Source organism: Kitasatospora sp. NPDC023176, from assembly GCF_055560495.1.
Genome location: NZ_JBVHIP010000001.1, coordinates 648308 through 671762, shown reverse-complemented (window position 1 = coordinate 671762; position 23455 = coordinate 648308). Strand labels below are relative to the sequence as shown.

The following is a 23455-nucleotide window of genomic DNA, read 5'->3' as shown; positions in this document are numbered from 1 at the left end:
GGACACGATAAGCTCGCCGCATACTGACCAGGGCTCCTGGAAATCAATTCCCGAGCCTGTTGGAGGTTGAATACCTGTGCGCCTTCTCGCGATCGAACGGGACCAATTCGAGGACCGTCTCAGGGAGATATTCGGGCCGCGCATCACGCCGGTCGAGGAGTCCTTCGACATCATTCAGAAGTACAAGGACGGCTCGTTCGCCATGGGCCACATCGGCCTCATGCTCTACGCGAACGGCTACAACCTCCGCGGCGCCAGCAGCAAGTACCCGAACGGGCTCGTCTACCACGACGGGACCAACATCTTCGGGGTCGGGTACTTCAGCAAGGAGGGGCACGTCGCCAAGCACCTCCACATCGTCGCCCCGAAGGGCCCGACCCGCTTCGAGGCGGTCCGGGAGTTCATCGCCACCGTCCGCGCGGCCGGCCTGGCCCGGGAGTCGGTGTACGTCCGGCACCTGTCGGCCGAGGATCGCGACGCCTTCCTGGCCGCCGGATTCGCCGGGATCGACACCGACCCCTGGCACCTCGGGGCCCCGGAGGAGGACGAGACCTACCCGAACCGGGTCTACTACCTGGACGAGGTGTTCGACCAGGACGAGGACGGCACGCTCCAGGTCGCCAAGCTGGCCGGCGAGGAGCGGCGGAAGTACAAGAACAAGAACAAGATGGCCTACCGGCGCTTCCAGAACTTCCTGGAGCGCAATCCCCACCTCTCCTTCCAGATCGAGCCCTACCACTACTCCGGGCCCGAGAAGGAGAGCGCCCGCGGCGTCGTGGAGAGCTACTTCCAGGCCCGCCGCGAACAGGGCACCGTGGTCGGTTCGACCCCGGAGGACTACCTCGCCATCGTCCGCGTGCGGCCCGGCGGAGACAACGAGAAGGACTACTTCTCCTACCTCGGCAACATCGTCACCGAGGACGGCGAGAAATTCCCCGCGATGTTCTTCGCGGGGGAGCGCATCGGAGAGCGGCGGGCCGCTCTCTACTGCACCATGACCATGCGTTTCCGGGAAAGGCTGACCGGGCTCTTCAAGGACAGCACCGGATTCACCGCCATTCCGCAGTACGTCTGGCTGACCGTGTTCCGGCTCATGTGGGAGCAGGGCATCCGCGAGGTCGACGCGGGCGGTTCCGAGGTCAAGGGCCTCGACGACCAGAAGCGCCAGCTGGGCGGAAAGCCGGAGAAGACCTTCTGGGTCGTCGGGGCCGCCGCCGGCGACCCGACCGCCTGATGCCACCCGTTCCGAACCCGAAGGGGAAGTGATGGAGTCAACCATGTCCAACGCCGACTACGACGTCTGCGTCGTGGGTCTGGGGTACGTGGGCGTCACGCTCACCGCGGCCCTGCTGAAGACCGGCAAGAGCGTCCTCGGGTACGAGTACAACAAGGCGGTCGCCGAGGACCTCGACGCGGGCGTGCTGCAGCTCGCCGAGCCCGGCGTCGAGGAGGTCTTCCGGGACGCCGCCGGCAGCCGCCGGCTGAAGGTCACCTCCGAGTTGGCGGCCGGCGCGCTGCCGCCGGTGGTCATCATCTGCGTCGGCACCCCGATCGAGGTCGACGGCACCGACCCCAACCTGCGCCACCTCCAGGCGGCGGTGGAGACCATCGCCGACGGGATCGACGAGAACACCCTGGTGATCGTCCGCAGCACCGTGCCGGTCGGCACCACCCGCAACCTGGTGCTGCCGCTGCTGCGCCGCACGGTGGCCGAGCCGCTGGTCGCCTTCTGCCCCGAACGGACCATCCAGGGCAAGGCGTTGGACGAGCTGCTGTCATTGCCGCAGATCGTCGGCGGCATCAGCGACGAGGCCGTGCGCCGCGCCACCGAGCTGTTCGCCTCGCAGACGCCCACCGTGGTGCCGGTCTCCTCGGTCGAGGCCGCCGAGATGATCAAGCTGATCTGCAACTGCCACACCGACCTGATCTACGGGTACGGCAACGAGGTGGCGCTGATGGCCGAGAAGCTCGGCCTGGACGCGGTGGAGCTGATCAAGAACGCCAACTTCGGCTACCCGCGGCCCGATCTGAGCCTGCCCGGCTTCGTCGGCGGCAGCTGCCTCACCAAGGACCCGTACCTGCTGATGCACGCGCTCAAGCCGCACGGCCACACGCCGGGCATGATCGCCGCGGCCCGGCAGCTCAACGAGTCGCTGCCGAGCCGGATCGGCGAGCGGGTGCTGGCCGCGCTGTGGGAGCAGGGCTGCGACCCGGCCACCGCCCGGGTGCTGGTCTCCGGCTTCGCCTACAAGGGCCAGCCCGAGACCGACGACCTGCGCGGCGCCGCCTACGAGGGCCTGCTCGACGTGCTGCGCGACCGGGTCGGCGAGATCGTCGGCCACGACTTCGCCGTCCCGCGCGAGCGCCTCGCCGCCCTCGGCGTGCGCCCGGTCGACCTGGCGGAGGGCTTCGAGGGAGCCCACGCCGTGGTCATCCTCAACAACCACCTCTCCTACCGCGACCAGGACATCGACGCGCTGATGGCCACCATGGCCCCGCCGGCCGTCGTCTACGACACCTGGCGCATCCTCCCCGCCACGTCCAACGTAATGAGGCTCGGCCATGCGTAAGAAGATCCTGATCACCGGTGGCGCCGGATTCATCGGCATGCACCTGGCCCGCCGGCTCGCCGACGAGCACGACGTCACCGTCCTGGACGACTTCAGCCGCGGCCGCCAGGACGACGAGCTGGACGAACTCCGCTCCAAGGTCACGGTGTTCACCCACGACCTGACCCTCCCGCTGCCCGCCGGGCTGCCCCGCGACTTCGACGAGGTCTACCACCTCGCCGCCGTCGTCGGCGTCGTGTACTCCAACCAGGAGCCGCAGCGGGTGCTGCGCACCAACCTGCTCTCCACCATCCACGTCCTGGACTGGTTCAAGGAGCTGGACGGCGCCACCCTCTGCTTCGCCTCCTCCTCCGAGGCCTACGCGGGCAGCGTCACCGCCGGCGTCGCCCCGGTGCCGACCCCCGAGGACGTCCAGCTGGTCGTCTCGGACCCGACGGTGGCCCGCTCCTCGTACGGCTTCAGCAAGATCGCCGGCGAGCTGCTCTGCCGCAACTACGCCCAGGCGTACGGCTTCCCGCTGCGCATGGTCCGCTTCCACAACGTGTACGGGCCGCGGATGGGCTACGAGCACGTCATCCCGCAGTTCATCGAGCGGCTGCTCGGCGGCGCCGACCCGTTCGAGATCTACGGCGCCGACCAGTTCCGGGCGTTCTGCTACGTCGAGGACGCCGTCGCGGCCATCGCCGCGCTGACCGCCCTGCCCACCGAGGACACCCTCCTGGTCAACGTCGGCAACGACCGCGAGGAGATCCGGATCGACGACCTCGCCCGGGTGGTCTTCGACGTCGTCGACCGCCACCCCGCGCTGGACGTCCACCCCGCTCCGCCGCTCTCCCCGGAGCGCCGCGTCCCGGACATCTCGCTGCTGCGCTCGCTCACCGGCTACGAGCCGAAGACCGACCTGCGCGAGGGCGTCCGCCGCACCTACGAGTGGTACGCCCGCGACCGGGCCGCCCGCGAGCAGCGGTCATGACCCACGTGCGGATCGTCCACCGCGGCTACTTCCCGGCCCGGGCCGGCGCCGAGGCGATGGCCCAGAACCTCGCCGAGTCGCTGGCCCGGCGCGGCCACCGGGTCGGGCTGTACTGCAGCAGCATGGACGAGGAGTCGGCCCGCTGGATGACCGGCGCCGGAGTCGGGGTCGGTGTGCTGCCGGCCTCGGCCCCGCCCACCGAACGGCCCGACCTGGTGCACGCCTTCGACTGCGTGTGGCCGGACTACCCGCAGGCCGCGCTGCGGCTCGCCCGCGAGTGGGACGTCCCGCTGGTGTTCACACCCGCCTCGGCGGCCGGGGTGTGGCAGGACCGGGAGGCCGTGCTGGACGTCGCCCGGCAGGCGGACGCCGTCTTCGTGCTCACCGAGGCGGAACGGCGGCTGTTCCTGGAGGCCGGCGTCGACCCGGCGGCCCTGCACCTCAACGGCCAGGGACCGCAGTTGAGCGCCACCACGACGCCCGACGGCGCGGCCTTCCGGGCCCGCCACGGAATCGACGGGCCGATGGTGCTCTTCCTCGGCCGCAAGATGCGCAGCAAGGGCTACCACCTGCTGCTCCAGGCCGCCCGCAAGGTGTGGGCGGACCACCCCGAGGCCCGGTTCGTGTTCGCGGGCCCGGACTGGGACGAGGACTGCGCGGAGGTGTTCGCGGCCCACCGCGACCCGCGGATCCTCGACCTCGGCATGGTCGAGGAGGACGAGAAGGCCGACGCCCTCGCCGCCTGCGACGTGTTCTGCCTGCCGTCCACCGTGGACATCTTCCCGCTGGTCTTCGTCGAGGCCTGGGTCAACGGCAAGCCCGTCGTCTCCGTCACCTTCGACGGCGGCGAGGAGGTCGTCCGGCACGGCGTGGACGGACTGCTCTGCGAGCCCGACCCGGACGCCGTCGCGGCGTCGGTGGTCCGGCTGCTCGCCGACCCCGCCGAGGCGGCGGCCCTCGGGGCGGCCGGCCGCACCCGCACCGAGCGGGAGCTCAGCTGGGACGCGGTGACCGACCGGTACCAGACCGTCTACGACCGGCTCACCGCACGCACCGCCGGCCCGGCCGGCACCCCTTAGGGCGTTTCCTTCCGGCCCCGCCGAGCGCGGGACCGAGGGGGCGACCCGCGCGTGCTGCCGAGCGGCCCACCGCCGGCACCACCGCACCGTGCCCGATGCACACGCACGCGGCACCCGAACGAACACCGCGCACCACAGGCGCGCGGGGGGATGGTGGAGCAAGAGATGTCCGACTGGAAGGTAAACCTGTACCGGCCCCGGCTCGGCGAGGCCGAGGCCGACGCCGTGGCGGCGGTGCTGCGCTCGGGCTGGCTGTCCAACGGGCCCGTGACCAGGGAGTTCGAGGAGGCCTTCGCCCGCGCGGCGGGCGCCGAGGACGCGGTCGCGGTCAGCAACGGCACGGCCGCCCTGCACCTGGCCTTCCTCGCCCTCGGCCTGGGCCCCGGCGACGAGGTCGTCCTGCCGTCGCTGAGCTTCGTCTCCGCGGCGGCCATGGTCACCCTGTGCGGCGCCACCCCGGTCTTCGCCGACATCACCGGCCCCGACGACCTCTGCGTCGACCCCGCCGACGTCGCCGCCCGGATCACCCCCCGGACCAAGGCGATCGTCGCCATGCACTACGGCGGCCACGCGGCCGACCTGCCCGCGCTCGCCGCCCTGGCCCGCAAGCACGGCATCGCCCTCGTCGAGGACTCCGCGCACGCCCCCGCGACCCGCTCCGCGCACGGCGTGCTGGGCACCGTCGGCGACATCGGCTGCTACAGCTTCTTCGCCACCAAGAACCTCGCCACCGGCGAGGGCGGCATGGTCGTCGCCCGCGACCCCGAGGTGCGCGAACGGATCCGCCGGCTGCGCTCGCACGCGCTCACCGTCAGCGCCCAGGACCGCCACCGCGGCGGCCCCTCGCTCTACGACGTCGACTCCTTCGGCCTCAACTACCGCCCCACCGAGCTGGGCAGCGCGATCGGCCTGGTCCAGCTCGCCGACCTGCCGCAGCGCCAGGCGCGCCGCCAGGAGATCGTCACCCGCTACCGGCAGGGCCTGGCCGGCACCGAGGGCCTCGGCCTGCCCTTCCACGACCGGCCCGTCGAGTTCGCCGCCCACCACCTGTACGCGGTGCTGCTGCCGGACGGCGACGCCCGCGGGCGGATCCAGGACACCCTGCGCGCGGCCGGCGTCCAGAGCGGCGTCCACTACCCGCCCAGCCACCTGTTCACCGCCTACCGGGAGCGCTTCGGCCACCGCGAGGGCGACCTCCCGGTCACCGAAGAAGTGATGGACCGTCAACTGTCGCTGCCGCTGCACGTCGACATGGCCGACGAGGACACCGACCTGGTGGTCCACGCCCTCCGGGGCGCCCTGACCGACGCTTCCGGGGCCGGCGCGTGAGCCCGTCCACCGCCCACCGCTACACCCTCGTCGACGGCGGCTTCCGCCGCGACGGCGAACCGTACTTCAGCGTGGGCTTCAACTACCACCCCTCCAGCGCAGGTTGCGACTACTGGCGGGACTGGGACGCCGAGCGGCTGGACACCGACTTCGCCCGGATGGCCGAACTCGGCTTCAACACCGTCCGGTTCTTCGTCTTCTGGGCCGACTTCGAACCCGAGCCCGGCGTCTACGACCCGGTGGCCACCGAGCGGCTGCGCGAGTTCGGCGCGCTCGCCGCCCGGCACGGGCTGCAGTGCCTGCCCTCGCTGCTCACCATCTGGATGAACGGCCAGCGCTTCGACCCGCCGTGGCGGGCCGGCCGGGACCTCTGGCACGACCCGGAGATGACCGAGCGCCAGCTCGGCTTCGTCCGGCACGTCGCCAAGGCCCTCGGCGGCGTCGCCGACGTCCTCGCCTACGACCTCGGCGACGAGGTCATCCACGTCGACCAGGCCGCCTCCGGCGCGCTGGGCCCCGACGGGGTCCGCCGCTGGTGGGGCCTGCTCGCCGAGGCCGTCCGGGAGGCCCACCCCGGCGCCCTGGTGCTCCAGGCCAACGAGGCGTCCGCCGTCACCGGCGCGCACGCCTTCCGGCCCGAGCACGCCGACCCGCTCGACCTGGTGGGCCTGCACGGCTTCCCGGTGTGGACCCCGTTCCACATCGAGTCGGTCGCCGCCCCCAAGGCCACCGCCCTGGTGCCCTACCTGGTCCGCCGCGGCCGGGCGCACCGGCCGGTGCTGGTCGACGAACTCGGCAGCTACGGCTGCGACGAGGACACCGCCCGGGACTACCTGCGGGCCGCCGCCCACGGCGCGCTGGCCGCCGGCGCCTGCGGGGTGATCGTCTGGTGCTGGCAGGACTTCACCACCGAGGCCAAGCCGTACGCGCTGCGCCCCAACGAGCGGTTCGTCGGCCTGCTGCGCGCCGACGGCACGCCCAAGCCGGCCATGGCGGCCTTCCGGGAGTTCGCCGGCCGGGCGACCGGCGAACTGGCCGGGTTCCGGCCGCTGCCCGCCCCCGTCGGCGTCCACCTGCCCGAGCACCGGGAGGACGGCGACGCCGGCTACCTGGCCTCCGGCGGCTCCGCCGCGGCGGCCGGCTTCTACGCCGCCCAGCTGCTGCAACGCGCCCACCTGCCGTACGAGTTCACGGCCGGCCCGCCGGTCGCCCCCGGCGCGCCCGGCGGCCACCGGATGCTGGTCTGCCCCTCCGTGCGGCACATCACCCTGGACGGCCAGCGGGCCCTGGCCGAGTACGTCGCGGCCGGCGGCGTCCTGCTCTACACCGGCGGCGACCTGCTGCACGGCTTCGGCGGGGAGGAGCTGTTCGGCGTCCGGATCACCGACTTCACCCTGCGGGCCGAGGACGCCGACTCCTTCACCTGGCAGGGCACCCGGTACCCGCTGGCCCGGGAGGCCGGCCAGCTGCCGGTGCTCGCCGCGACCACCGCCACCGTGCTCGCCGTCTTCCCCGACGGTTCGCCCGCGCTCACCCGCAACCGCCACGGCGACGGCGTCGCCTACCACCTCAACGCCCCGTTCGAGCAGCAGCTCAACGCCCCGCACCGGCTGGACGAGCAGCCCTGGCACCGGCTCTACGCGGACGTCGCCGCCGCCGAGGGCCTCGCCGGGGAACTCGTCGGGCGGCCCACCGTGGACAGCCCCGAGGTCGAGGTGACCGTCCTGGGCCGCGGCGACGAACGGCGCGCCCTGGTGGTCAACCACGCCCCGCGCGCGGTCCGCACCACGCTGCACCACGGCGCCGGGGCCGAACCCCTGGAACTCGGCCCCAAGGCCGTGCACCTGATCGGCTGGACGCGGCGACGGGAGGCCGACGCGTGATCATCGACGCCCACGTCCACGCGGGGGAGTACTACCGGCACTACACGGCCGCCTTCGCCGAGGAGATGATGGCCACCACCGGCATGCCGCCGGAGGCCCTGACCGCGCCCGAGGCCGCGCTGCTCGCCCACATGGACGAGGCCGGCGTGGACCGGGCCTTCCTGCTCGCCTTCGACGTCCAGCGGATCGAGGGGTTCAAGGTCCCCAACGAGTTCGTCGCCGCGATCTGCGCCCGCCACCCCGAGCGCTTCACCGGCTTCGCCTCGGTCGACGCCGGCACCCCCGGCGCCGCCGCCGAACTGCGCCACGCCGTCACCGAACTGGGGCTCGCCGGGCTCAAGACCGCCCCCTGCTACCTGCGGATGTCCCCCGCCGACCCGCTCTGGAACGACGTCTACGAGACGGCCCAGGAACTGGACGTCCCGGTCCTGGTCCACACCGGCTACACCCCGGCGAAGAAGGCCGACCCCCGGTTCTTCAACCCCCGGCTGCTCGACCGCGTCGCCACCGACTTCCCCGGCCTGCGGCTGATCCTCGCCCACCTCGGCACGCCCTGGACCGACACCGCCGTGGAGATGATGGCCCGTCATCCCAGGGTGTACGCCGACCTGTCCATCTTCAGCTGGTACCGGCCGGCCCCCACCGTCGCCGCCGCCCTGGCCCGGGCCCGCGGCCTCGGCGTGCTGGACCGGCTGATGTGGGGCACCGACCACCCCTTCTGCACCATGACCGACTCGGTGACCCGGATGCGCGAACTCGCCACCGACGACTCGCTCTGGCCCGACGGCACCGCACTCACCCCGGCCGAACACGCCTCCCTGATGGGTGGCGCGGCGGCCGGGCTCCTCGCCGCGACCCAGGGGGGAACGCACCCGTGAAGACCCTGCAATGGCACGCCCCCCGCGACGTCCGGATCGTCGAGGCGCCCGTCCCCGCGCTGACCGGCCCCGGCGACGCGCTGGTCCGGGTGGTCCGCTCCGCCGTCTGCGGCACCGACCTGCACCCCTACCGCGGGGAGATACCCGGCTTCACCCCCGGCACCGTCACCGGCCACGAGTTCACCGGCGTGGTCGAGCGGGTCGGCGCCGCGGTGCGCGGCTTCCGCCCCGGCGACCGGGTGGTCGCCTCCGACGTGATCGCCTGCGGCAGCTGCTGGTACTGCGAGCGCGGCTGGCACTACCAGTGCGCCGAGGTCGGCCTGTTCGGCTACGACACCGTGGTCGGCACCACCCCGGTGGCCGGCGGCCACGCCGAGTACGTCCGGATCCCGTTCGCCGACACCGTGCTGTCCGCGATCCCCGACGAGGTCACCGACGAACAGGCCCTGTTCGTCGGGGACATCCTCGCCACCGGCTACGCCGCCGCCGAACGCGCCGGGATCCGGCCCGGCGACGTGGTCGCCGTGGTCGGCTGCGGACCGGTCGGCCTGATGGCCCTCAAAGCGGCCCAACTGATGGGCGCCGCCGAGGTCCTGGCGATCGACCCGGCCGAGAGCCGGCGGGCGACCGCCGCCGCCCAGGGCGCGGTGCCGCTGGCCACCGGCGACGACCTCGCCGAGAAGGTCCGCGCGCTGACCGAGGGCCGCGGCGCCGACGTCGTCCTGGAGGCCGTCGGCGTGGACGCCTCGCTGCGCAGCGCGCTGGAGATCGTCCGGCCGCTGGGCACCGTCTGCGCCGTCGGCGCCCACGCCTCGGAGGCCATGCCGATGCCCACTGGCCTCGCCTTCGGCAAGGAACTCACCCTCCGGTTCGCCGTCGGGGACCCGATCAGCTCCCGCGACCGGCTGATGCGGCTGATCCGCACCGGACGCATCGACCCCACCTTCCTGATCTCCCACCGACTGCCCCTCGCCGAGGCCGTGGAGGGCTTCAAGCTCTTCGACGCCGGCCACGCCATGAAGGTGGTCCTGGTCCCGTGAACCCCCTCCTCCTCCCCGCCGACGGGCCGGCCACCCTCCCCGCCCTGCTGGCGGAACGGGTCCGCCGCACGCCCGACGCCCCCGCGCTGGACTGCGGCGGCACCCGGCTCAGCTACCGGGAACTGGACCGGCGGGCCGGGCTGCTGGCCCACCGGCTGCGCGGCGCCGGCGTCGGACCGGACGTCCCGGTCGGCCTCCACCTGCACCGCTCGGTGGAACTGGCCGTCGCCCTGCTCGCCGTCCTCAAGGCGGGCGGCGCCTGCGTGCCGCTGGACCCGGGGTACCCGGCCGAGCGGCTCGCCTTCGTCCTCGGCGACGTCGGCGCCCCCGTCCTGCTCACCACCGCGGGCCTCGCCGGCCGGCTCCCCGGGCCCACCGCCCGCGTCCTGCTCGTCGACGAGGCCGCGGATGTCGCCGACGGCCCGCTGGACGAGGCCGCGGATGTCGCCGAGGGCCCGCTGGACGAGGCCGGGGTGCACCCCGAGAACCTCGGCTGGATCGCCTACACCTCCGGCTCCACCGGCCGCCCCAAAGGCGTCCCGCTGGGCCAGGCCGCGCTGGCCGCGCTGGCCCTCGGCATCGCCGGCCGGCTGGAGCTGACCGGCGCCGACCGGGTCCTCCAGTTCGCCTCCATCGGCTTCTCGGTGGCGGCCGAGGAGGTCCTGTCCACCTGGGCCGCCGGTGCCTGCCTGGTGCTGGACCCGGCCGAGGAACTCGCCGACAGCGCCCGGCTGCTCGCCCTGGTCGAACGCGAACGCGTCTCGGTGCTCCAGCTGACCCCGTCCTACTGGTACGAGTGGCTGCGCGAACTCGACCGCGGGCAGGGCCCGGTGGCCCCGCCCGCACTGCGGCTGCTGGTCGTCGGCAGCGAACCCGTCGCCGTCGACAAGGTCGCCGACTGGTGCGCCACCGGCGTCCGGCTGGTCCAGGAGTACGGCGCCACCGAGGCCACCGTCTCCCAGCTGCTGCACGAGACCGCGGCCGGCGCCGAGGAGATCCGCGGCTGGGACCGGCTGCCCATCGGTACCCCGCTGCCCGGGACGCACGCCCACATCCTCGACGAGCGGATGGAACCGGTGCCCGACGGCGAGCCGGGCGAGCTGTACCTCGGCGGCCCCGGTGTCTCCCGCGGCTACCTCGGACTGCCCGCCCTGACCGCCGACCGCTTCCTGCCCGACCCCTTCACCGACCGCCCCGGCGGCCGGATGTACCGGACCCGCGACCTGGCCCGCCGACTCCCCGACGGCGCCCTGGAGTTCCTCGGCCGGATCGACTACCAGCTCAACATCCGCGGCATCCGGGTCGAGCCCGGCGAGGTCGAGAACGCCATCGGCCAGTTCCCCGGCGTCCTGGACAGCGCCGTCCTGGCCCGCCCCGACGACAACGGCGCCGAGCAGCTGGTCGCCTGCGTGGTGTGGGCGGGCGACCCGGAGGTCCGGGCGCTGCGCGCCCGGCTGCGCGCGGTGCTGCCCCCGGCCCTGGTGCCCGCCCGGTTCGCCGCGCTGCCCGCGCTGCCGCTGAACGCCAACGGCAAGGTGGACCGGCGCGCGCTGCGCACCGTGCCGCTCGACCTCGGCTCCGGCCGGCCGGGCCCCGGCGCGACCGCGCCGCGGACCGCGCTGGAGGCCCAGCTGACCGAGGTCTGGGAGGAGGTCCTCGGCACGGCGCCGATCGCCGTGGACGACGACTTCTTCGAACTCGGCGGCGACTCGCTGACCGCCGTCCGGCTGGCCGCGGCCTGCCGCGCCCGGCTCGGCGCCGACGTCCGCCAGCGCACCCTGTTCCAGGCGCCCACGGTGGCCGCGCTCGCCGCCGAACTCGACCGCGCCACCCCGGCGGACGGCCCGGCCCCCACACCGGGGGAGACCGACGGGGGAGCGGCCCCGGCCTCCTACGCCCAGCAGCAGATGTGGCTGCTGCACAAGCTCGCCCCCGGCTCCCCCCGGTTCAACGAGCCGGTGGTGCTGCGGATCGCCGGACCGCTGGACACCACCGCGCTGCACACCGCGCTCTCCGGCCTGGTCGCCCGGCACGGCGCCCTGCGCACCGTGTTCGCCACCGAGGACGGCCTGCCGGTGCAGCTGCCGCGGGAGCCGTACCGGCCCGACCTGCCGCTGCTGGACCTCACCGGCCACGGCGAGGAGGCGGCGGCCGAGGCCGTCGCCCGGCTGGTGCGCGAGCCCTTCGACCTGACCCGCGGCCCGCTGCTGCGGGCCACCCTGGTCCGCCGGGGCGCCGAGGACCACCTGCTGGTCCTGGTCCTGCACCACATCGTCTTCGACGGCCGCTCGATGGAGGTCCTGTTCGACGAACTCGGCCCGCTGTACGCGGCCGCGCTCGCCGGTACCGAGGCCGAACTGCCGGCCCCCGCCCCGGACTACCGGGACTGGGCCCGCGCGCAGCGCCGGCAGGCCGCCGAACAGGGCCATGACGCCCAGCTCGGGTACTGGCGCGAGCAACTGGCCGGCGCCCCGGCGACCACCCGGCTGCCCGCCGCCCCGGACGCGTCGGCACCGGCCCCCGGCCGCGGCGCGGTGCACACCTTCGCCGTGCCGGCCCCGCTCACCGCCCGGCTGCGGGAGCTCGCCGGGGCCGAGCGGGCCACCCTGTTCATGGTCCTGCTGAGCGCCTTCTACCAGCAGGTCCACCGCGCCACCGGCGCCCGCGACCTGGTCGTCGGCACCCTCACCTCGGGCCGGGACCGGCCCGAACTGGACGGCGTGGTCGGCATGTTCGTCAACACCCTGAGCCTGCGGACCGAACTGGAGCCGCACCGCCCGTTCCGCGAGCTGCTCACCCGGGTGCGCCGCACGGTGGGCGAGGCGCTGGCCCACCAGGACGTGCCCTTCGAGCGGGTCGTGGAGGAGCTGCGCCCCGCCCGGGGGCGCGGGCACAGCCTGTTCTTCCAGCTGATGTTCACCTTCGGCAGCACCCCCGCCCGGGGGCCCGAACTGCCGGGCGCCGTCACCACGGTGGTGCCCTGCGACACCGGCACCGCGAAGTTCGACCTCAGCCTCGCGCTGGACGAGGACGGCGCGGGCGGCCTCACCGGCCGGCTGGAGCACGACCTGAACCGGCTCGGCCCGGAGGCCGCCCGGCGGCTCGCGGACGACTACCTCGCCCTGCTGGAGCGGGCCGCGGCCGACCCCGGGCACCGGGTGGGTGCCGAATGACCCGCCCCGCGCCGCGGTCAGGCCGGGCCGCGTCCCTCCGGGGCGGGCAGCCGGCGGGTCACCTCGGCGACCAGCGCCCGCTCGTGCTCGCGCAGGTAGAAGTGCCCGCCGGGGTACGTCAGCACCTCGTGGCCGGCGGTCGTGACCTCGGCCCAGCTGTCCAGCTCGGCCACCGGGCAGGCCGGGTCCTGCTCGCCGCCGAACGCGGTGACCGGCACGTCCAGCGGGTCGGTGGGCGCGTCCGGCCGGTAGCGGTCCAGCATGGTGTAGTCGGCGCGCAGCGAGGGCATCAGCAACTCCCGCATGTCCGGGTGCTCGTAGAAGTCGGCGTCGCTGCCGGACAGCATCCGGACCACGGCGATCAGCGAGGCGTCGTCCAGGCCGGGCCGGCGGCGGTCGCCGTAGCCCACGTGCGGTGCGCCGCGGCCGGAGACCAGCAGTCGGGCCACCGGCTGTCCGTCGTCGCGGAGGTTGCGGGCGGCCTCGTAGGCGACCGCCGAACCCATGCTGTGCCCGAACAGCACCAGCGGCAGCCCGGTGTGGGCCTTCAGGGCCCGGGCCGCCCCGGCGGCCAGCTCCGGCAGGGACTCGACACAGGGCTCGGCGATCCGGTTCTGCCGCCCCGGGTACTGCACGGCCAGCATCTCGACGCCGGGCGGCAGCAGCTGCGGCCAACCGAGGTAGCTGGTCGCCGTGCCGCCCGCGTGCGGGAAGCACACCAGCCGCACCCGGGCGTCCTCGACCGGGTAACGCCGGAGCCACGGGTCGGAGTTGTCCACCTTCGGATGCCGCGGCACGACCATGACCACCCCGTTCCGGCCCGCGTCCCGCAGCCCCCGGTGGGCGGGAGGACGGCCGGCCACTCGATCAACGGCGTCACCCTACCAACCGGCGACGCCCCGCCGACCGGTCACTTTCGCCCCGAGCCGACCTGGAGCACCGCATGAGCACGGTACCGACCGACCACTGGACACCCTGCACGGTGATCGACCAGAAGCGCCTGTACGACCTCTACACCTCCGTCCCGACGGCGGAGGGGTACCGGGAGATGGTCGGGATGGAGGACCGCTGGATCGGGGCGATCGCCGAGGGCCACCGCCGCACCGCCCCGGAGTTCGCCTCCCACTCCGAACTCCTGCGGGAGCTGTCCGCCTTCCTGGCGCGGGAGGGCACGGCGGCCTCCGACGGCCACCGCTTCCTCGCCGAGGAGGCGACGCTCGACCAGTTCCGCGTGGTGGTCAGCGAGTTCGCGATGGACGGGCTCACCGAGTCGCTCAACCTGCTGCCGGTGGTGCCGCGGCTGCCGTACAAGGCCGGCATGGCCGTCTTCCGCGTGATGGTGGACGAACTCGGCTGCGGCAACGACGACCAGGCGCACTCCGAGCTGTACCGCGAGCTGCTGCGCGAACTGGACCTGCCCACCGAGGTGGAGGCGTACCGGGCCGGCTCCAGTGCGCAGGCCCACGCCTACGTCAACATGTTCCACTGGCTGGCCTCGCGGGCCGAGACGCCCGAGTACTTCCTCGGCGGCTACGCCTACTTCGAGGCCAGCGTGCTGTACGGGTTCCGCAGTTTCGCCCAGGCCGCCCGGCGGCTCGGCCTGAAGTCGGGCAGGTACTACACCGAGCACCTCTACATCGACACCTACCACAGCAAGCAGATGCGGGTGGCGATCCGGGAGACCCAGGCGGCCGGCGGACTGGACCTCGCCAAGGTGTGGGCGGGCGTCGAGCTGACCAGCGCCATCGTCGGCGACGCGACGGAGACGGCGATCGCCCTGGCCCGGGAGGCGGGACGCGCATGACCGAGACCGTTGCCGAGGCCGTTGCCGAGACCGTTGCCGAGACCGCCCAGGAGCCGAGGGTCCAGCAGGTCAGCGAGCGGCTGATCCTGGTCGAGGCCGGCGGCCGGCGGCTGATCACCGACGCCGCCTGCCCGCACCGCAAGGGCCTGATGCGCTACGGGCACCTGGACGCCGACCGGATGCTGCTCCGCTGCCCGCTGCACCACTCCGCCTTCGACCTGCGGGACGGCGGCCGCCGGGTCGCCGGCCCGGCCTGCGCCGCGCTGCGGATCCTCGCGGACCTGCCGGAAGGCGCACCGTTGCCCCCGGAGGCCGAACTGCGCCGGCTGGAGGGCCGGCTCGATGCGGGGGACTGACCCGGTCCGCGCGGCGGACCGGCCACCGGCCGGTCCGCCGCGCCGGCCGGCCGGCTCAGCCCGCCGCGACCTCGGCGGCGGGTCGGCCGTCGTGCTCGGCGAGTTCCGCGACCAGGACGGCCCGCAGCTCCCCGTACGTCGGCGCGAGCGCGCGCACGCCCGCGATCACGGCGTCGTCGTCCTGGACGACCAGCGGGTACTGGAGCCCGCCGACGATCCGGGCCTGCCGGCCCAGCACCTCGGCCGCGTTCCGGAAGCCGATCCCGGCCAGGGCGGTCGAGGCGTCCGACAGCCGGCGGGCACCGGCCCGGACGGCGAACTTCTCCATCACCTGCCGGATGTCCGGGTCCAGGCCCTCGGCCACCTGCTCGGCCAGCCGCTCCAGACCGGCCGCGGTGCCGAGCGAGCCGGGCGGCATGTCGGCGGCACCGGTGCTCCGGCCGCTCAGCAGCTCCACGGCGCGCGGCAGCGAGGCCCGCAGGGCCTGCGCCTCGGTGGTCTCCCGGACGCGGGTGAAGCCGGTGCGCAGCACGAACGGCTGCTCCACGTAGTCGATCTTCTCCGCCTGCCAGGCGGCCAGGAAGGCCGGTACCGGCAGGGTCGCCCAGGGGTGGCCGTGCGGGTCGTGGAAGACCACGGTGTCCCCGTCGACCGCCACCACCAGCACGTAGTGGTCGGCGCCGATCGCCTCGCCGGAGCCGGGCTGCTGGAGCAGCAGGCCCATGTCCAGCGGCCCCGCCAGCACCGGCCCCCCGGCGACGGCCGCGCGCAGCCGCCGCTCGGCCTCGTCGGGGTCGTCGCCGGCGCTGCGCAGGCACTCCCAGCCCAGCAGTCCGATCGCCGCGTCCAGGCCCTGCTCCGGGTCCCAGCCGAAGGGGTCGAAGAACGGCAGCACCCCGTCGATCAGCTGGAAGCCGAACGGTGACCCGGTCAGCACCTCCAGCACCGGCGCACCGGGCGCACCCGGGCCCAGCGCCATGGCGAGCGAGTTGGAGAAGCAGTACGGGCCGGAGCCGATGTAGGGGAACAACACGACCTCATCACCTGGAACTTGACAGCACGTTCCCGCTCACCTTAGGCACCCGCGCCTGACCTCCACCACTCGGCACGAACCGCACCACCCCACCGGAAGGACTTGATCATGCACGCTTTCATCATGGCCGGCGGCAAGGGCGTCCGGCTGCGGCCCTACACCACCGCGCTGCCCAAGCCGCTGGTCCCGATCGGCGACCAGCACGCGATCCTGGAGATCGTGATGCGCCAGCTCGCGGCGGCCGGCTTCACCAAGGTCACCCTCGCGATCGGCCACCTCGGCCACATCATCCGCGCCTACGTCGGCGACGGCACCCAGTGGGGACTGGAGGTCGAGTACGCGGTCGAGGACAGCCCGTTGGGCACCCTCGGCCCGCTGGTGATGATGCGGGACCGCCTCCCCGAGCACTTCCTGGTGATGAACGGCGACATCCTGACCTCGCTGGACTACGCCGCCGTCCTGGAGCGGCACCGGACGGCCGGCGCCCCGCTGACCATCGCCACCCACAACCGCCAGGTGAACATCGACTTCGGCGTGCTCACCACCACGGACGACGGGCACGTCACCGGCTTCCGGGAGAAGCCCAGCCTGGCCTACCAGGTGTCCATGGGCGTCTACGGCCTCAGCCGCACGACCCTGGAGGGCTACCTGCCCGGCCTGCCGCTCGGCTTCGACGAACTCGTCCTGGACCTGCTGGAGCGGGGCACCCACCCGGCCACCTACCAGTTCGACGGCTACTGGATGGACATCGGCCGCCCCGAGGACTACGACCGGGCGAACACCGAGTTCACCACCCACCGCGAACTGCTGCTCGGCCGCCACTGACCCGGCGCGTCCGCCCGTTCCCCCGCCCGCACCCGCCTCCTGCCCGCACCCCGAACCCCTGCCCGCATCCGCCCCCGCGGGTGCGGGCAGGGTCGTGGTGGTGGGCGTTTAGGATCGATTCGTGCCCACACGTCGAAGCAGCGGACCGCTGTACCTCCAGATCGCCCGCCGGATCCAGGACCGCATCGACACCGGTCAGTACGCCCCCGACACCCGGCTGCCGAGCGAGAACGAGTTCGCGGCCGAGTTCGGCGCCAATCGGCTGACGGTCCGTCAGGCCGTCGCCGAGCTGGCCCGGGCCGGCGCGATCGAGATCCGCCGCGGTGTGGGCACCTTCGTCCGCCGCCCGGTGCTGCGGCACACCGTCGACGTCACGGTGGACCCGGCCAGCGCCAGGATCGACGTGGGCAACCGGAGCGCCGGCCTGCCGCCGACCGCGCTGCGCGGCGCGGAGGAGCGGGTGCTCGCGCTCACCGCCGCCCCGAGCACCCCGGCGGACCAGCTCGCTGCCGCCCAACTCGACTGTACGGTTGAAGAGTTGACCAGAATCGACGCGCTGGCCCGGATCGACCGCCGGCCCTGGGTGGTCAGCAGCTACTGGACCGCCACCGAACTGCTGGGCCCGGCCGCGGCGGAGCTGGCCGACCCCGGGCCGTCCCGGGACGTGACCGAGGCCGTCACCCGGGCGATCGGCGTCGAGCTCGAGGTCGACTGGCGGGGCTTCAGCGCGATCGCGGCGGACATCGCGGACGCCGAGCGGCTCGACGTCCCGGCCGGCACCCCGCTGCTGGTCCGCGAGGGCGTCAACTGCGCCCCGGACGGCCGCCCCGTCCTCTACCTCCGGCGCCGCGCCATCGGCGACGGCACCACCTTCGTCCTGCACTACCGCGACGGCCGGGCCGCGCCCCGGGGCCGGGAGTAGGGCGTCGAGGCCCGGGTGATCCCGGCGGCCCTCCCCAGGCCCTCCGCCCGGGCCGACCCCGCCCACGCCGAAGCCCTTCTCGGCGCCATCGGCGACCCCCGCCTCGGCGACGCCCCAACCGCCCCCCACCTCTGATCCGACACCTCTGATCCGAGAGGTCCTCGCCGCCTGCCCGGCCATTGCCCTCGGTGGCGGTCGTCCCGGCGCCAACTCGGCCCGGCCGTACGGGCCTTGCTCCGTCGCTCCGGCGGGGTGACGGGTCAGAGTACGGCGAGCCGGTCCACCAGGAGGTCGGCGAGCCGGCGGGTGGTGACGGCGTCCCAGCCCTGCTGCTCGGCGAGTTCGCGGGCGGTGGCGACGATGAGGCGTTCGCGTTCCGCCCGTTCGCGTTGCTTTCGTTCCTGTACCGACATGACCCGATCCTAGCACTGCTAGACAGTGGAGCGGCAGCAGTACTAGCATTGCCTCGTCAGCTAGCGGCACTAGATGTCCGGAGGGGTCATCATGCTCAGCGCACTCGAGGTGTTCACGACCGTGGTCGTCGGGGTGATGGTGGGGGTGGAGTTCTCCGTCGCCTTCGTCATGAACCGGATCTTCGGCGCACTTCCCGAGGACAGCGGCCAGCTCGCCCGTGCCCACGGCGGCCGGATGCTCGGCGCGGTGATGCCGGTCTGGTACATCTCCTCGCTCGTCCTCGCCGGCATCTGGGCCGCCGCCGGATGGCACCACCACGGCACCGGTCTCGTTCTCACCGCCGCGGTGCTGCTGATCGTCAGCGTGATCATGTCCGTCCTGCTGCTCGTCCCGATCAACAACCGCAGCAAGACCTGGACTCCGGAGAACCGGCCCGCCGACTGGAAGGAGCAGAGCGACCGCTGGGACCGCTACCACTACGTCCGCGTCGCCGTCATCATCGCCGCCTTCGCCCTGCTGGTCACCGCCCTCGTCTGAGCCCGTCGGCTCGGACCCTCGCAAGGAGACACCGATGTCGCTCAAGACCGTCAACACCGCCCTGACCACCGCGGGCGTCCTCTTCATCTTCTACTTCGGGGTGTCCTTCATCGTGACCCCCGAGACCATCGCGCCGGGCTTCGGCCTGCCGAGCCGGCCCTCCGGCGACGGCGGCGGCTTCCTGGTCCTGAAGGGCGTCCGCGACGTCGGGGACGGCCTGATCCTGAGCGCCCTGCTGCTGACCGGTCAGCGCCGCGCCCTGGCCTGGGCCCTGCTGGTCGGGTCCTTCATCCCGTTCGGCGACATGACCACCGTGCTCGCCCACCACGGCTCCACCGGCGCCGCGTTCGGCGTCCACGGCCTGACCGCGGTCGGAATGGTCGTCACCGGCCTGCTGACCCTGCGCGAGACCCGCCAGGCCGCCGCCGCCCCGGTGTCCGCTCCGGTCCCCGCCGCGGCGGGTTGAGCGCAGGGAGCGTGCGGCCGGACCGCTCACCCCGCGCCGTCCCGCGCCCGGAACGCGCGGAGCCCCCGCCTGGGCAACCAGGGCGGGGGCCGACGGGCCGTCAGGCCGCAGGGGTGAGGAGGGGGTCGGTGTGGGTGAGGGTGGCGCCGAGGCGGTGGAAGGTGTCGAGGGCGGCGGTGTGGCCCTGGAGGGAGAGGGCGGCGACGGCGTCCTCGACGACGGTGGTGGGGTAGCCGAGGGAGACGGCGGTGCGGACGGTTTCGCCGACGCCGTACTCGGTGGCGATGCCGGCGATGACGAGGCTGGTGGCGCCGAGGCGGGTGAGGCGGTCGGCGAGGTCGGTGCCGGCGAAGGCGTCGATGCCGTACTTGGTGACGACCTCGTTGCCGGGGCGGGCGGCGACCTCGGGGGCGAAGCGGTTGAAGGCGGAGTCGGGGCCGCCGTCGCTGCCGTCCATGCGGGCGTAGCGGACCAGCACGACGGGCAGGCCGGCGGCCTCGAAGGCGGACTTCAGCCGGGCGGCGGAGCGGACCACGGCGGCGCCGGGGAGCGGGGCGACCGGGCGGCTGACGATCCACTGCTGGAGGTCCACCAGCACCAGGACGGTGCCGGGGGTGAGGGCGGCGGGGGCGTGGGACATCGGGTTCCTCGGGTGGGTCGATCGGTGGCTGGTCGCTCGCTCGACGGTCGCCGGGCGGACGGCGTTCGGACGGACGGGCGGACGGCGGACGGTGTTCCGACGGACGGTCAGCCGGCGGTGACGTCGCCGGCGCCCAGGTGGCCGGTGCGGGCGCCGTGGTCGAGGACCTCGATGCCGCTCAGCCCGAGGTGTCCGACGGCCGGGAGGTAGGCGGCCTCCCAGGGCGGCGCGGCCGAGCCGGGGGAGCCGTGGGTGGCCTCGCTCTCGGCGAACGTAGCGCCGTTCGCTGATGCCGGTCTCGCGGTGGATCCACTCGGCGGTCACGCCGGCCCGGGAGCCGACCAGGGTGGTGTCGAGGGCGGTCGCGGGCAGGTGTGACCCGGTGCCGGGGATTCCGACGGACGACGCGTGCTCCTGCGCCGCCTGCCGTGATCGATACAGTATCAGAGGCCTGACTCAGGTCAATGTCTTGGTCAGTATCGCAATACTGCGTAATAGGTGAGTTCTCCGGCTGTGTCCGCAGCATGGGATGGCCGGGGTCGGAGGGTGATCCGGGCCCGGATGCGGGAAAGGCCGCCCCCTCGGCGCCCCGGGTGGTGATCGGGCGTCCAGGGGGCGGCCTTCCGCCCGGTGCCGTGTCGGTGCCGTGCGGCTCAGTCGGTCTTGCGCAGCGCCGCCGCCGAGCGCTCCAGCAGCTCGCGCAGCTGGGCCTGCTCGCCGTCGTCGAACGCGTCGGCGAGCCGCTGCTCCACCCCGCGGGCCAGGACGTCGGCCTTCTTCGCCAGCGCGCGGCCGGAGCGGGTGAGCTTGGCCACCAGCACCTTCTGGTGCACGCTCGACGTCTCACGGGTGATGAGGCCCTTGTTCTCCAGGTTGGTCAGGATCGTCGTCATGGTCTGCGGCGTGACCATGCACTCCCGGGCCAGCTGGGCTCCGGACATCCCGGTCGACTGCTGGAGCACGAGCAGGGTGACGTACTGCGGCACCGTCAGGTCGACGGTGCGCAGCGCGCGGGTCTTCTCACCGATCAGCGCCTGCTCGGCCCGCTTGATGGCATGGCCCAGGCGGTCGTGGAAGTCGAGCGGTGCTGAGTTCGGCTGGTTGGAACTGTTCTCGGTCACAGTGATCGCATCCCTGGCTGCCCCCGCTGCGGATTATTCGGACTTTACGGTACATCAGTGGGCTGATCAGTCGCTACGCACGAACTGAGTCGAGCCGACCGGGTCGGCGTCCGGAGCGGTCACCCCCGCCACGGCGCGGCCGTAGCAGCGAGCGGAACACCACCACCTCCTCCGCCGGGAGCGAACTGACCAGCCGTTGTTCGGCGGTGTCTTCGGCTGCCTCCCCCCGGACGGCCGGCGTCCGCCCCTCCTTGGTCAGCCACGCGGTGAAGACGTGCGCGCGACCTCGGTCAGGCCGATGCCGCGGACCGGGCCGGCCTCGACCAACTCGGCCATCGCACCCCAGGACTCGACCAGCGGGACGTCCGGGTGGACCCGGTGCAGGTGTACAGGTCGACGTGGTCGGTGCCGAGGCGCTTGGGCGAGGCGCGGATCGCGGCGTGGATGTGTTCGGGCCTGCCGTTGCGGTACATCGGCCGGTCCGGCTCCAGGGCCAGCCCGACCTTGGTGGCCAGGACGGCGCGCTCGCGGCGGTCGGCCAGGGCGCGGCCAGCAACTCCTCGTTGGTGAAAGGGCCGTAGACGTCGGCGGTTGTCGAGCAGGGCGATGCCGTGGTCGAGGACGCGGTGGACCACCTCGACCTTCGGGCTTCGGGCTTCAGGGCTGGTGGGGGGTGGTGCGTGGGCGGTACGGGAGGTGTCCGGAAGTGGAGCGGTCCGGGCGGGGCGGCGGGTTCACCGCGCCTTCCCGGACCGGTCGCTCGGGTCCGGCTGGTCGCGTCGGGTGTCAGCGACCGGCGCCGACCGGCTCGGGTGCCCCCTCAGCCTCCTCGGCCTCCGGGGCAGTCACCGCGGCCGACCCGGCGGCCTGGCGGTCGCGGAGCATCACGGCGATCAGCGGGGCGCTGAGCGCGGCGACGCCGGCCAGGATCCACAGCACGGTGCGCAGCGCGTCGGTGTAGCCGTCGGCGAGGAAGGTGTGGAAGGCCTCGCGGCCGGCCGCGGCGACGCCGGACTCCGGGTCGGCGAGGTCGCCCTGGGCGACCTTGGCGGCCAGCCCGTCCGGGTTGCCGGTGAAGCCGCTGCCGTAGGAGTCGAGGTTCTCGGAGACGTCGGAGCTGACCAGGCTGACCAGTACCGAGCCCAGGCCGGCGATGGCGATGGCCTCACTGGCCAGACGCATGGTGTTGAACATGCCCGCGGCCATGCCGGCGCGCTCCGGCGGGACGGAACCGATCGCGGCGCCGTCCAGCAGGCCGAAGGAGATGCCGACGCCGGTGCCGATGATCAGGAACGGGCCGATCAGGCCGGCCACGCCGATGCCGGGGTGGATGGTGGTGAGCCAGGCGGAGCCGCCGGCGACCAGCAGCAGGCTGACGGCCAGCAGGGTGCGGACCGAGATCCGCTGGGCGAGGCGCCCGGCGAGGCGCCCGGCGATGATCGGGAAGACCAGCACGGGGGCGGTGAGCGGCAGCATCACGGCGCCGGCCTCGGAGCTGGTGAAGCGGTTGGCGCCGATGAAGTAGGAGGGCAGGAAGACCAGCAGGCAGACGAAGCCGAAGGCCAGCGCGACGGGGACGAGGCAGATCGCGACGAAGCGGCCCTGGGTGAACAGGGTCATGTCGAACATCGGGCGCTCCTGGCGCAGTTCAACCAGCACGAAGAGCGCGAGCAGCAGCACGAAGCCGGCCAGCAGGCCGAGCACGACGGGGCTGGTCCAGCCCTGCTGGGGGCCCTCGACCATGGCGAGGGTGACCAGCGCGAGGCTGGTGGTGAAGGTGACGGTGCCGCCCCAGTCGACGCCGCGGGCGCCGGGGTCACGGGACTCGGCGATGCGCGGCAGGGCCAGCAGCAGGGCCAGGTCGATTGCCGCGTGCAGGAGGAAGACCGAGCGCCAGCCGAAGGAGGAGACCAGTAGGCCGGAGGTGGAGGGGCCGAGGGCGAGCCCGACGCCGAAGGATGAGCCGAGGATGCCGAAGGCCTTGGCCTGGGCGGGGCCGGAGAAGGTGGTGGCGAGCACGGCGCTGCCGGCGGTGAGCACCGCGGCGGCGGCCGCGCCGGCCAGCAGGCGGGCGCCGTCCAGCAGGTGGATGTTGCCGCTGAGGCCGCTGACCAGGGAGCAGAGGCCGAAGAGCGTGATGCCGATGCCCAGCATCCGGCGGCGGCCGACCAGGTCGGCGATGGCGCCGCAGGCGAGCATGAAGCTGGCGAAGGTCAGGTTGTAGCCGTTGACCACCCACTGGAGCGGTCCGAGGCCGGCGCCCAGGTCGGTGGCGATCTTCGGCAGGGCCACCGAGGCGCCGGTGAGCGAGGCGGGGAGCAGCCCGCCGGCGATGCACACCGCGGCGAGCGTGGTGCGTGGGTAGCTCTTCATGGGTCGAGGACTCCGATGTCGAAGGTGTCGGTGGTGCCG

General features: G+C 73.6%; 21 protein-coding genes and 1 pseudogene. 15 read left to right on the top strand and 7 right to left on the bottom strand.

What is annotated here, in order from left to right; genetic code table 11:
* Positions 1 to 76 precede the first annotated feature (76 nt).
* The 9 genes from ACZ3YL_RS03280 (at position 77) to ACZ3YL_RS03240 (ending at position 12925) form a co-directional block, all read left to right on the top strand.
* The gene (locus ACZ3YL_RS03280) at positions 77 to 1234 is read left to right on the top strand and encodes a hypothetical protein (protein ID WP_465655029.1); all 1158 of its coding nucleotides are present in this window, start codon (positions 77 to 79) and stop codon (positions 1232 to 1234) included.
* A gap of 43 nt (positions 1235 to 1277) precedes the next feature.
* On the top strand, positions 1278 to 2570 hold the full coding sequence (locus tag ACZ3YL_RS03275; protein ID WP_223243533.1) for a nucleotide sugar dehydrogenase: 1293 nt from the start codon (positions 1278 to 1280) through the stop codon (positions 2568 to 2570).
* Positions 2563 to 3543 carry an NAD-dependent epimerase/dehydratase family protein gene (locus ACZ3YL_RS03270; protein ID WP_188309675.1) on the top strand — a complete coding sequence of 327 codons (981 nt, stop codon included), beginning with the start codon at positions 2563 to 2565 and terminating at the stop codon, positions 3541 to 3543. Before ACZ3YL_RS03275 ends, ACZ3YL_RS03270 begins: the two co-directional genes overlap by 8 nt.
* The gene (locus ACZ3YL_RS03265) at positions 3540 to 4622 is read left to right on the top strand and encodes a glycosyltransferase family 4 protein (protein WP_465655027.1); all 1083 of its coding nucleotides are present in this window, start codon (positions 3540 to 3542) and stop codon (positions 4620 to 4622) included. The genes ACZ3YL_RS03270 and ACZ3YL_RS03265 overlap by 4 nt, the downstream gene beginning before the upstream one ends.
* 165 nt (positions 4623 to 4787) lie before the next feature.
* Entirely contained in the window at positions 4788 to 5951 is a 1164-nt protein-coding gene (locus ACZ3YL_RS03260; protein ID WP_465655025.1) for a DegT/DnrJ/EryC1/StrS family aminotransferase, read from the top strand.
* Entirely contained in the window at positions 5948 to 7834 is a 1887-nt protein-coding gene (locus ACZ3YL_RS03255) for a hypothetical protein (RefSeq protein WP_465655024.1), read from the top strand. The genes ACZ3YL_RS03260 and ACZ3YL_RS03255 overlap by 4 nt, the downstream gene beginning before the upstream one ends.
* Positions 7831 to 8712, top strand: coding sequence for an amidohydrolase family protein (locus ACZ3YL_RS03250; RefSeq protein ID WP_465655022.1), 882 nt, complete (start codon positions 7831 to 7833; stop codon positions 8710 to 8712). Before ACZ3YL_RS03255 ends, ACZ3YL_RS03250 begins: the two co-directional genes overlap by 4 nt.
* Positions 8709 to 9752: an alcohol dehydrogenase family protein gene (locus ACZ3YL_RS03245; protein ID WP_465655021.1), complete on the top strand. Its 1044-nt coding sequence runs from the start codon at positions 8709 to 8711 to the stop codon at positions 9750 to 9752. Before ACZ3YL_RS03250 ends, ACZ3YL_RS03245 begins: the two co-directional genes overlap by 4 nt.
* Positions 9749 to 12925, top strand: coding sequence for an amino acid adenylation domain-containing protein (locus ACZ3YL_RS03240; protein WP_465655019.1), 3177 nt, complete (start codon positions 9749 to 9751; stop codon positions 12923 to 12925). Before ACZ3YL_RS03245 ends, ACZ3YL_RS03240 begins: the two co-directional genes overlap by 4 nt.
* 17 nt (positions 12926 to 12942) lie before the next feature.
* Here ACZ3YL_RS03240 and ACZ3YL_RS03235 read toward each other — a convergent pair whose 3' ends face one another.
* Positions 12943 to 13728 carry a thioesterase II family protein gene (locus ACZ3YL_RS03235; RefSeq protein ID WP_465655017.1) on the bottom strand — a complete coding sequence of 262 codons (786 nt, stop codon included), beginning with the start codon at positions 13726 to 13728 and terminating at the stop codon, positions 12943 to 12945.
* Between the two features lie 140 nt (positions 13729 to 13868).
* Here ACZ3YL_RS03235 and ACZ3YL_RS03230 point away from each other — a divergent pair, with 140 nt between their 5' ends.
* Together ACZ3YL_RS03230 and ACZ3YL_RS03225 are read left to right on the top strand one after the other, a co-directional pair.
* A complete protein-coding gene (locus tag ACZ3YL_RS03230) occupies positions 13869 to 14729 on the top strand; it encodes an iron-containing redox enzyme family protein (protein ID WP_465655016.1) in 861 nt (286 codons plus the stop codon).
* Positions 14726 to 15085 carry a Rieske 2Fe-2S domain-containing protein gene (locus tag ACZ3YL_RS03225; protein WP_465655014.1) on the top strand — a complete coding sequence of 120 codons (360 nt, stop codon included), beginning with the start codon at positions 14726 to 14728 and terminating at the stop codon, positions 15083 to 15085. The genes ACZ3YL_RS03230 and ACZ3YL_RS03225 overlap by 4 nt, the downstream gene beginning before the upstream one ends.
* A 55-nt stretch (positions 15086 to 15140) precedes the next feature.
* Here the strand turns inward: ACZ3YL_RS03225 and ACZ3YL_RS03220 are convergent, their stop codons facing one another.
* The gene (locus ACZ3YL_RS03220; protein WP_188305169.1) at positions 15141 to 16115 is read right to left on the bottom strand and encodes a hypothetical protein; all 975 of its coding nucleotides are present in this window, start codon (positions 16113 to 16115) and stop codon (positions 15141 to 15143) included.
* A 111-nt stretch (positions 16116 to 16226) separates the two neighbouring features.
* Here ACZ3YL_RS03220 and ACZ3YL_RS03215 point away from each other — a divergent pair, with 111 nt between their 5' ends.
* Both ACZ3YL_RS03215 and ACZ3YL_RS03210 read left to right on the top strand, forming a co-directional pair.
* Entirely contained in the window at positions 16227 to 16943 is a 717-nt protein-coding gene (locus ACZ3YL_RS03215) for a sugar phosphate nucleotidyltransferase (protein WP_188305159.1), read from the top strand.
* A gap of 121 nt (positions 16944 to 17064) precedes the next feature.
* On the top strand, positions 17065 to 17865 hold the full coding sequence (locus ACZ3YL_RS03210) for a GntR family transcriptional regulator (RefSeq protein WP_465655012.1): 801 nt from the start codon (positions 17065 to 17067) through the stop codon (positions 17863 to 17865).
* 290 nt (positions 17866 to 18155) lie between these two features.
* Here ACZ3YL_RS03210 and ACZ3YL_RS03205 read toward each other — a convergent pair.
* A pseudogene (locus ACZ3YL_RS03205) lies at positions 18156 to 18278 on the bottom strand (TetR family transcriptional regulator); the annotation flags it as partial.
* Between the two features lie 91 nt (positions 18279 to 18369).
* Between ACZ3YL_RS03205 and ACZ3YL_RS03200 the strand changes: the two are divergent.
* Both ACZ3YL_RS03200 and ACZ3YL_RS03195 read left to right on the top strand, forming a co-directional pair.
* The gene (locus ACZ3YL_RS03200; protein ID WP_465655010.1) at positions 18370 to 18816 is read left to right on the top strand and encodes an anthrone oxygenase family protein; all 447 of its coding nucleotides are present in this window, start codon (positions 18370 to 18372) and stop codon (positions 18814 to 18816) included.
* Positions 18817 to 18850: 34 nt separating this feature from the next.
* Complete coding sequence (locus ACZ3YL_RS03195) at positions 18851 to 19282, top strand: DUF4267 domain-containing protein (RefSeq protein WP_188305162.1); 432 nt, start codon at positions 18851 to 18853, stop codon at positions 19280 to 19282.
* Positions 19283 to 19382: 100 nt separating this feature from the next.
* Here the strand turns inward: ACZ3YL_RS03195 and ACZ3YL_RS03190 are convergent, their stop codons facing one another.
* The 4 genes from ACZ3YL_RS03190 to ACZ3YL_RS03175 form a co-directional block, all read right to left on the bottom strand.
* Positions 19383 to 19922, bottom strand: a complete 540-nt coding sequence (locus ACZ3YL_RS03190) for a cysteine hydrolase family protein (RefSeq protein WP_465655008.1) — start codon at positions 19920 to 19922, stop codon at positions 19383 to 19385.
* 653 nt (positions 19923 to 20575) lie between these two features.
* The gene (locus ACZ3YL_RS03185) at positions 20576 to 21043 is read right to left on the bottom strand and encodes a MarR family winged helix-turn-helix transcriptional regulator (RefSeq protein WP_188305165.1); all 468 of its coding nucleotides are present in this window, start codon (positions 21041 to 21043) and stop codon (positions 20576 to 20578) included.
* A 290-nt stretch (positions 21044 to 21333) separates the two neighbouring features.
* A complete protein-coding gene (locus tag ACZ3YL_RS03180) occupies positions 21334 to 21678 on the bottom strand; it encodes an aldo/keto reductase (protein WP_465655006.1) in 345 nt (114 codons plus the stop codon).
* A gap of 151 nt (positions 21679 to 21829) precedes the next feature.
* Positions 21830 to 23416, bottom strand: coding sequence for an MFS transporter (locus ACZ3YL_RS03175; RefSeq protein WP_465655004.1), 1587 nt, complete (start codon positions 23414 to 23416; stop codon positions 21830 to 21832).
* Between the last annotated feature and the right edge of the window lie 39 nt (positions 23417 to 23455).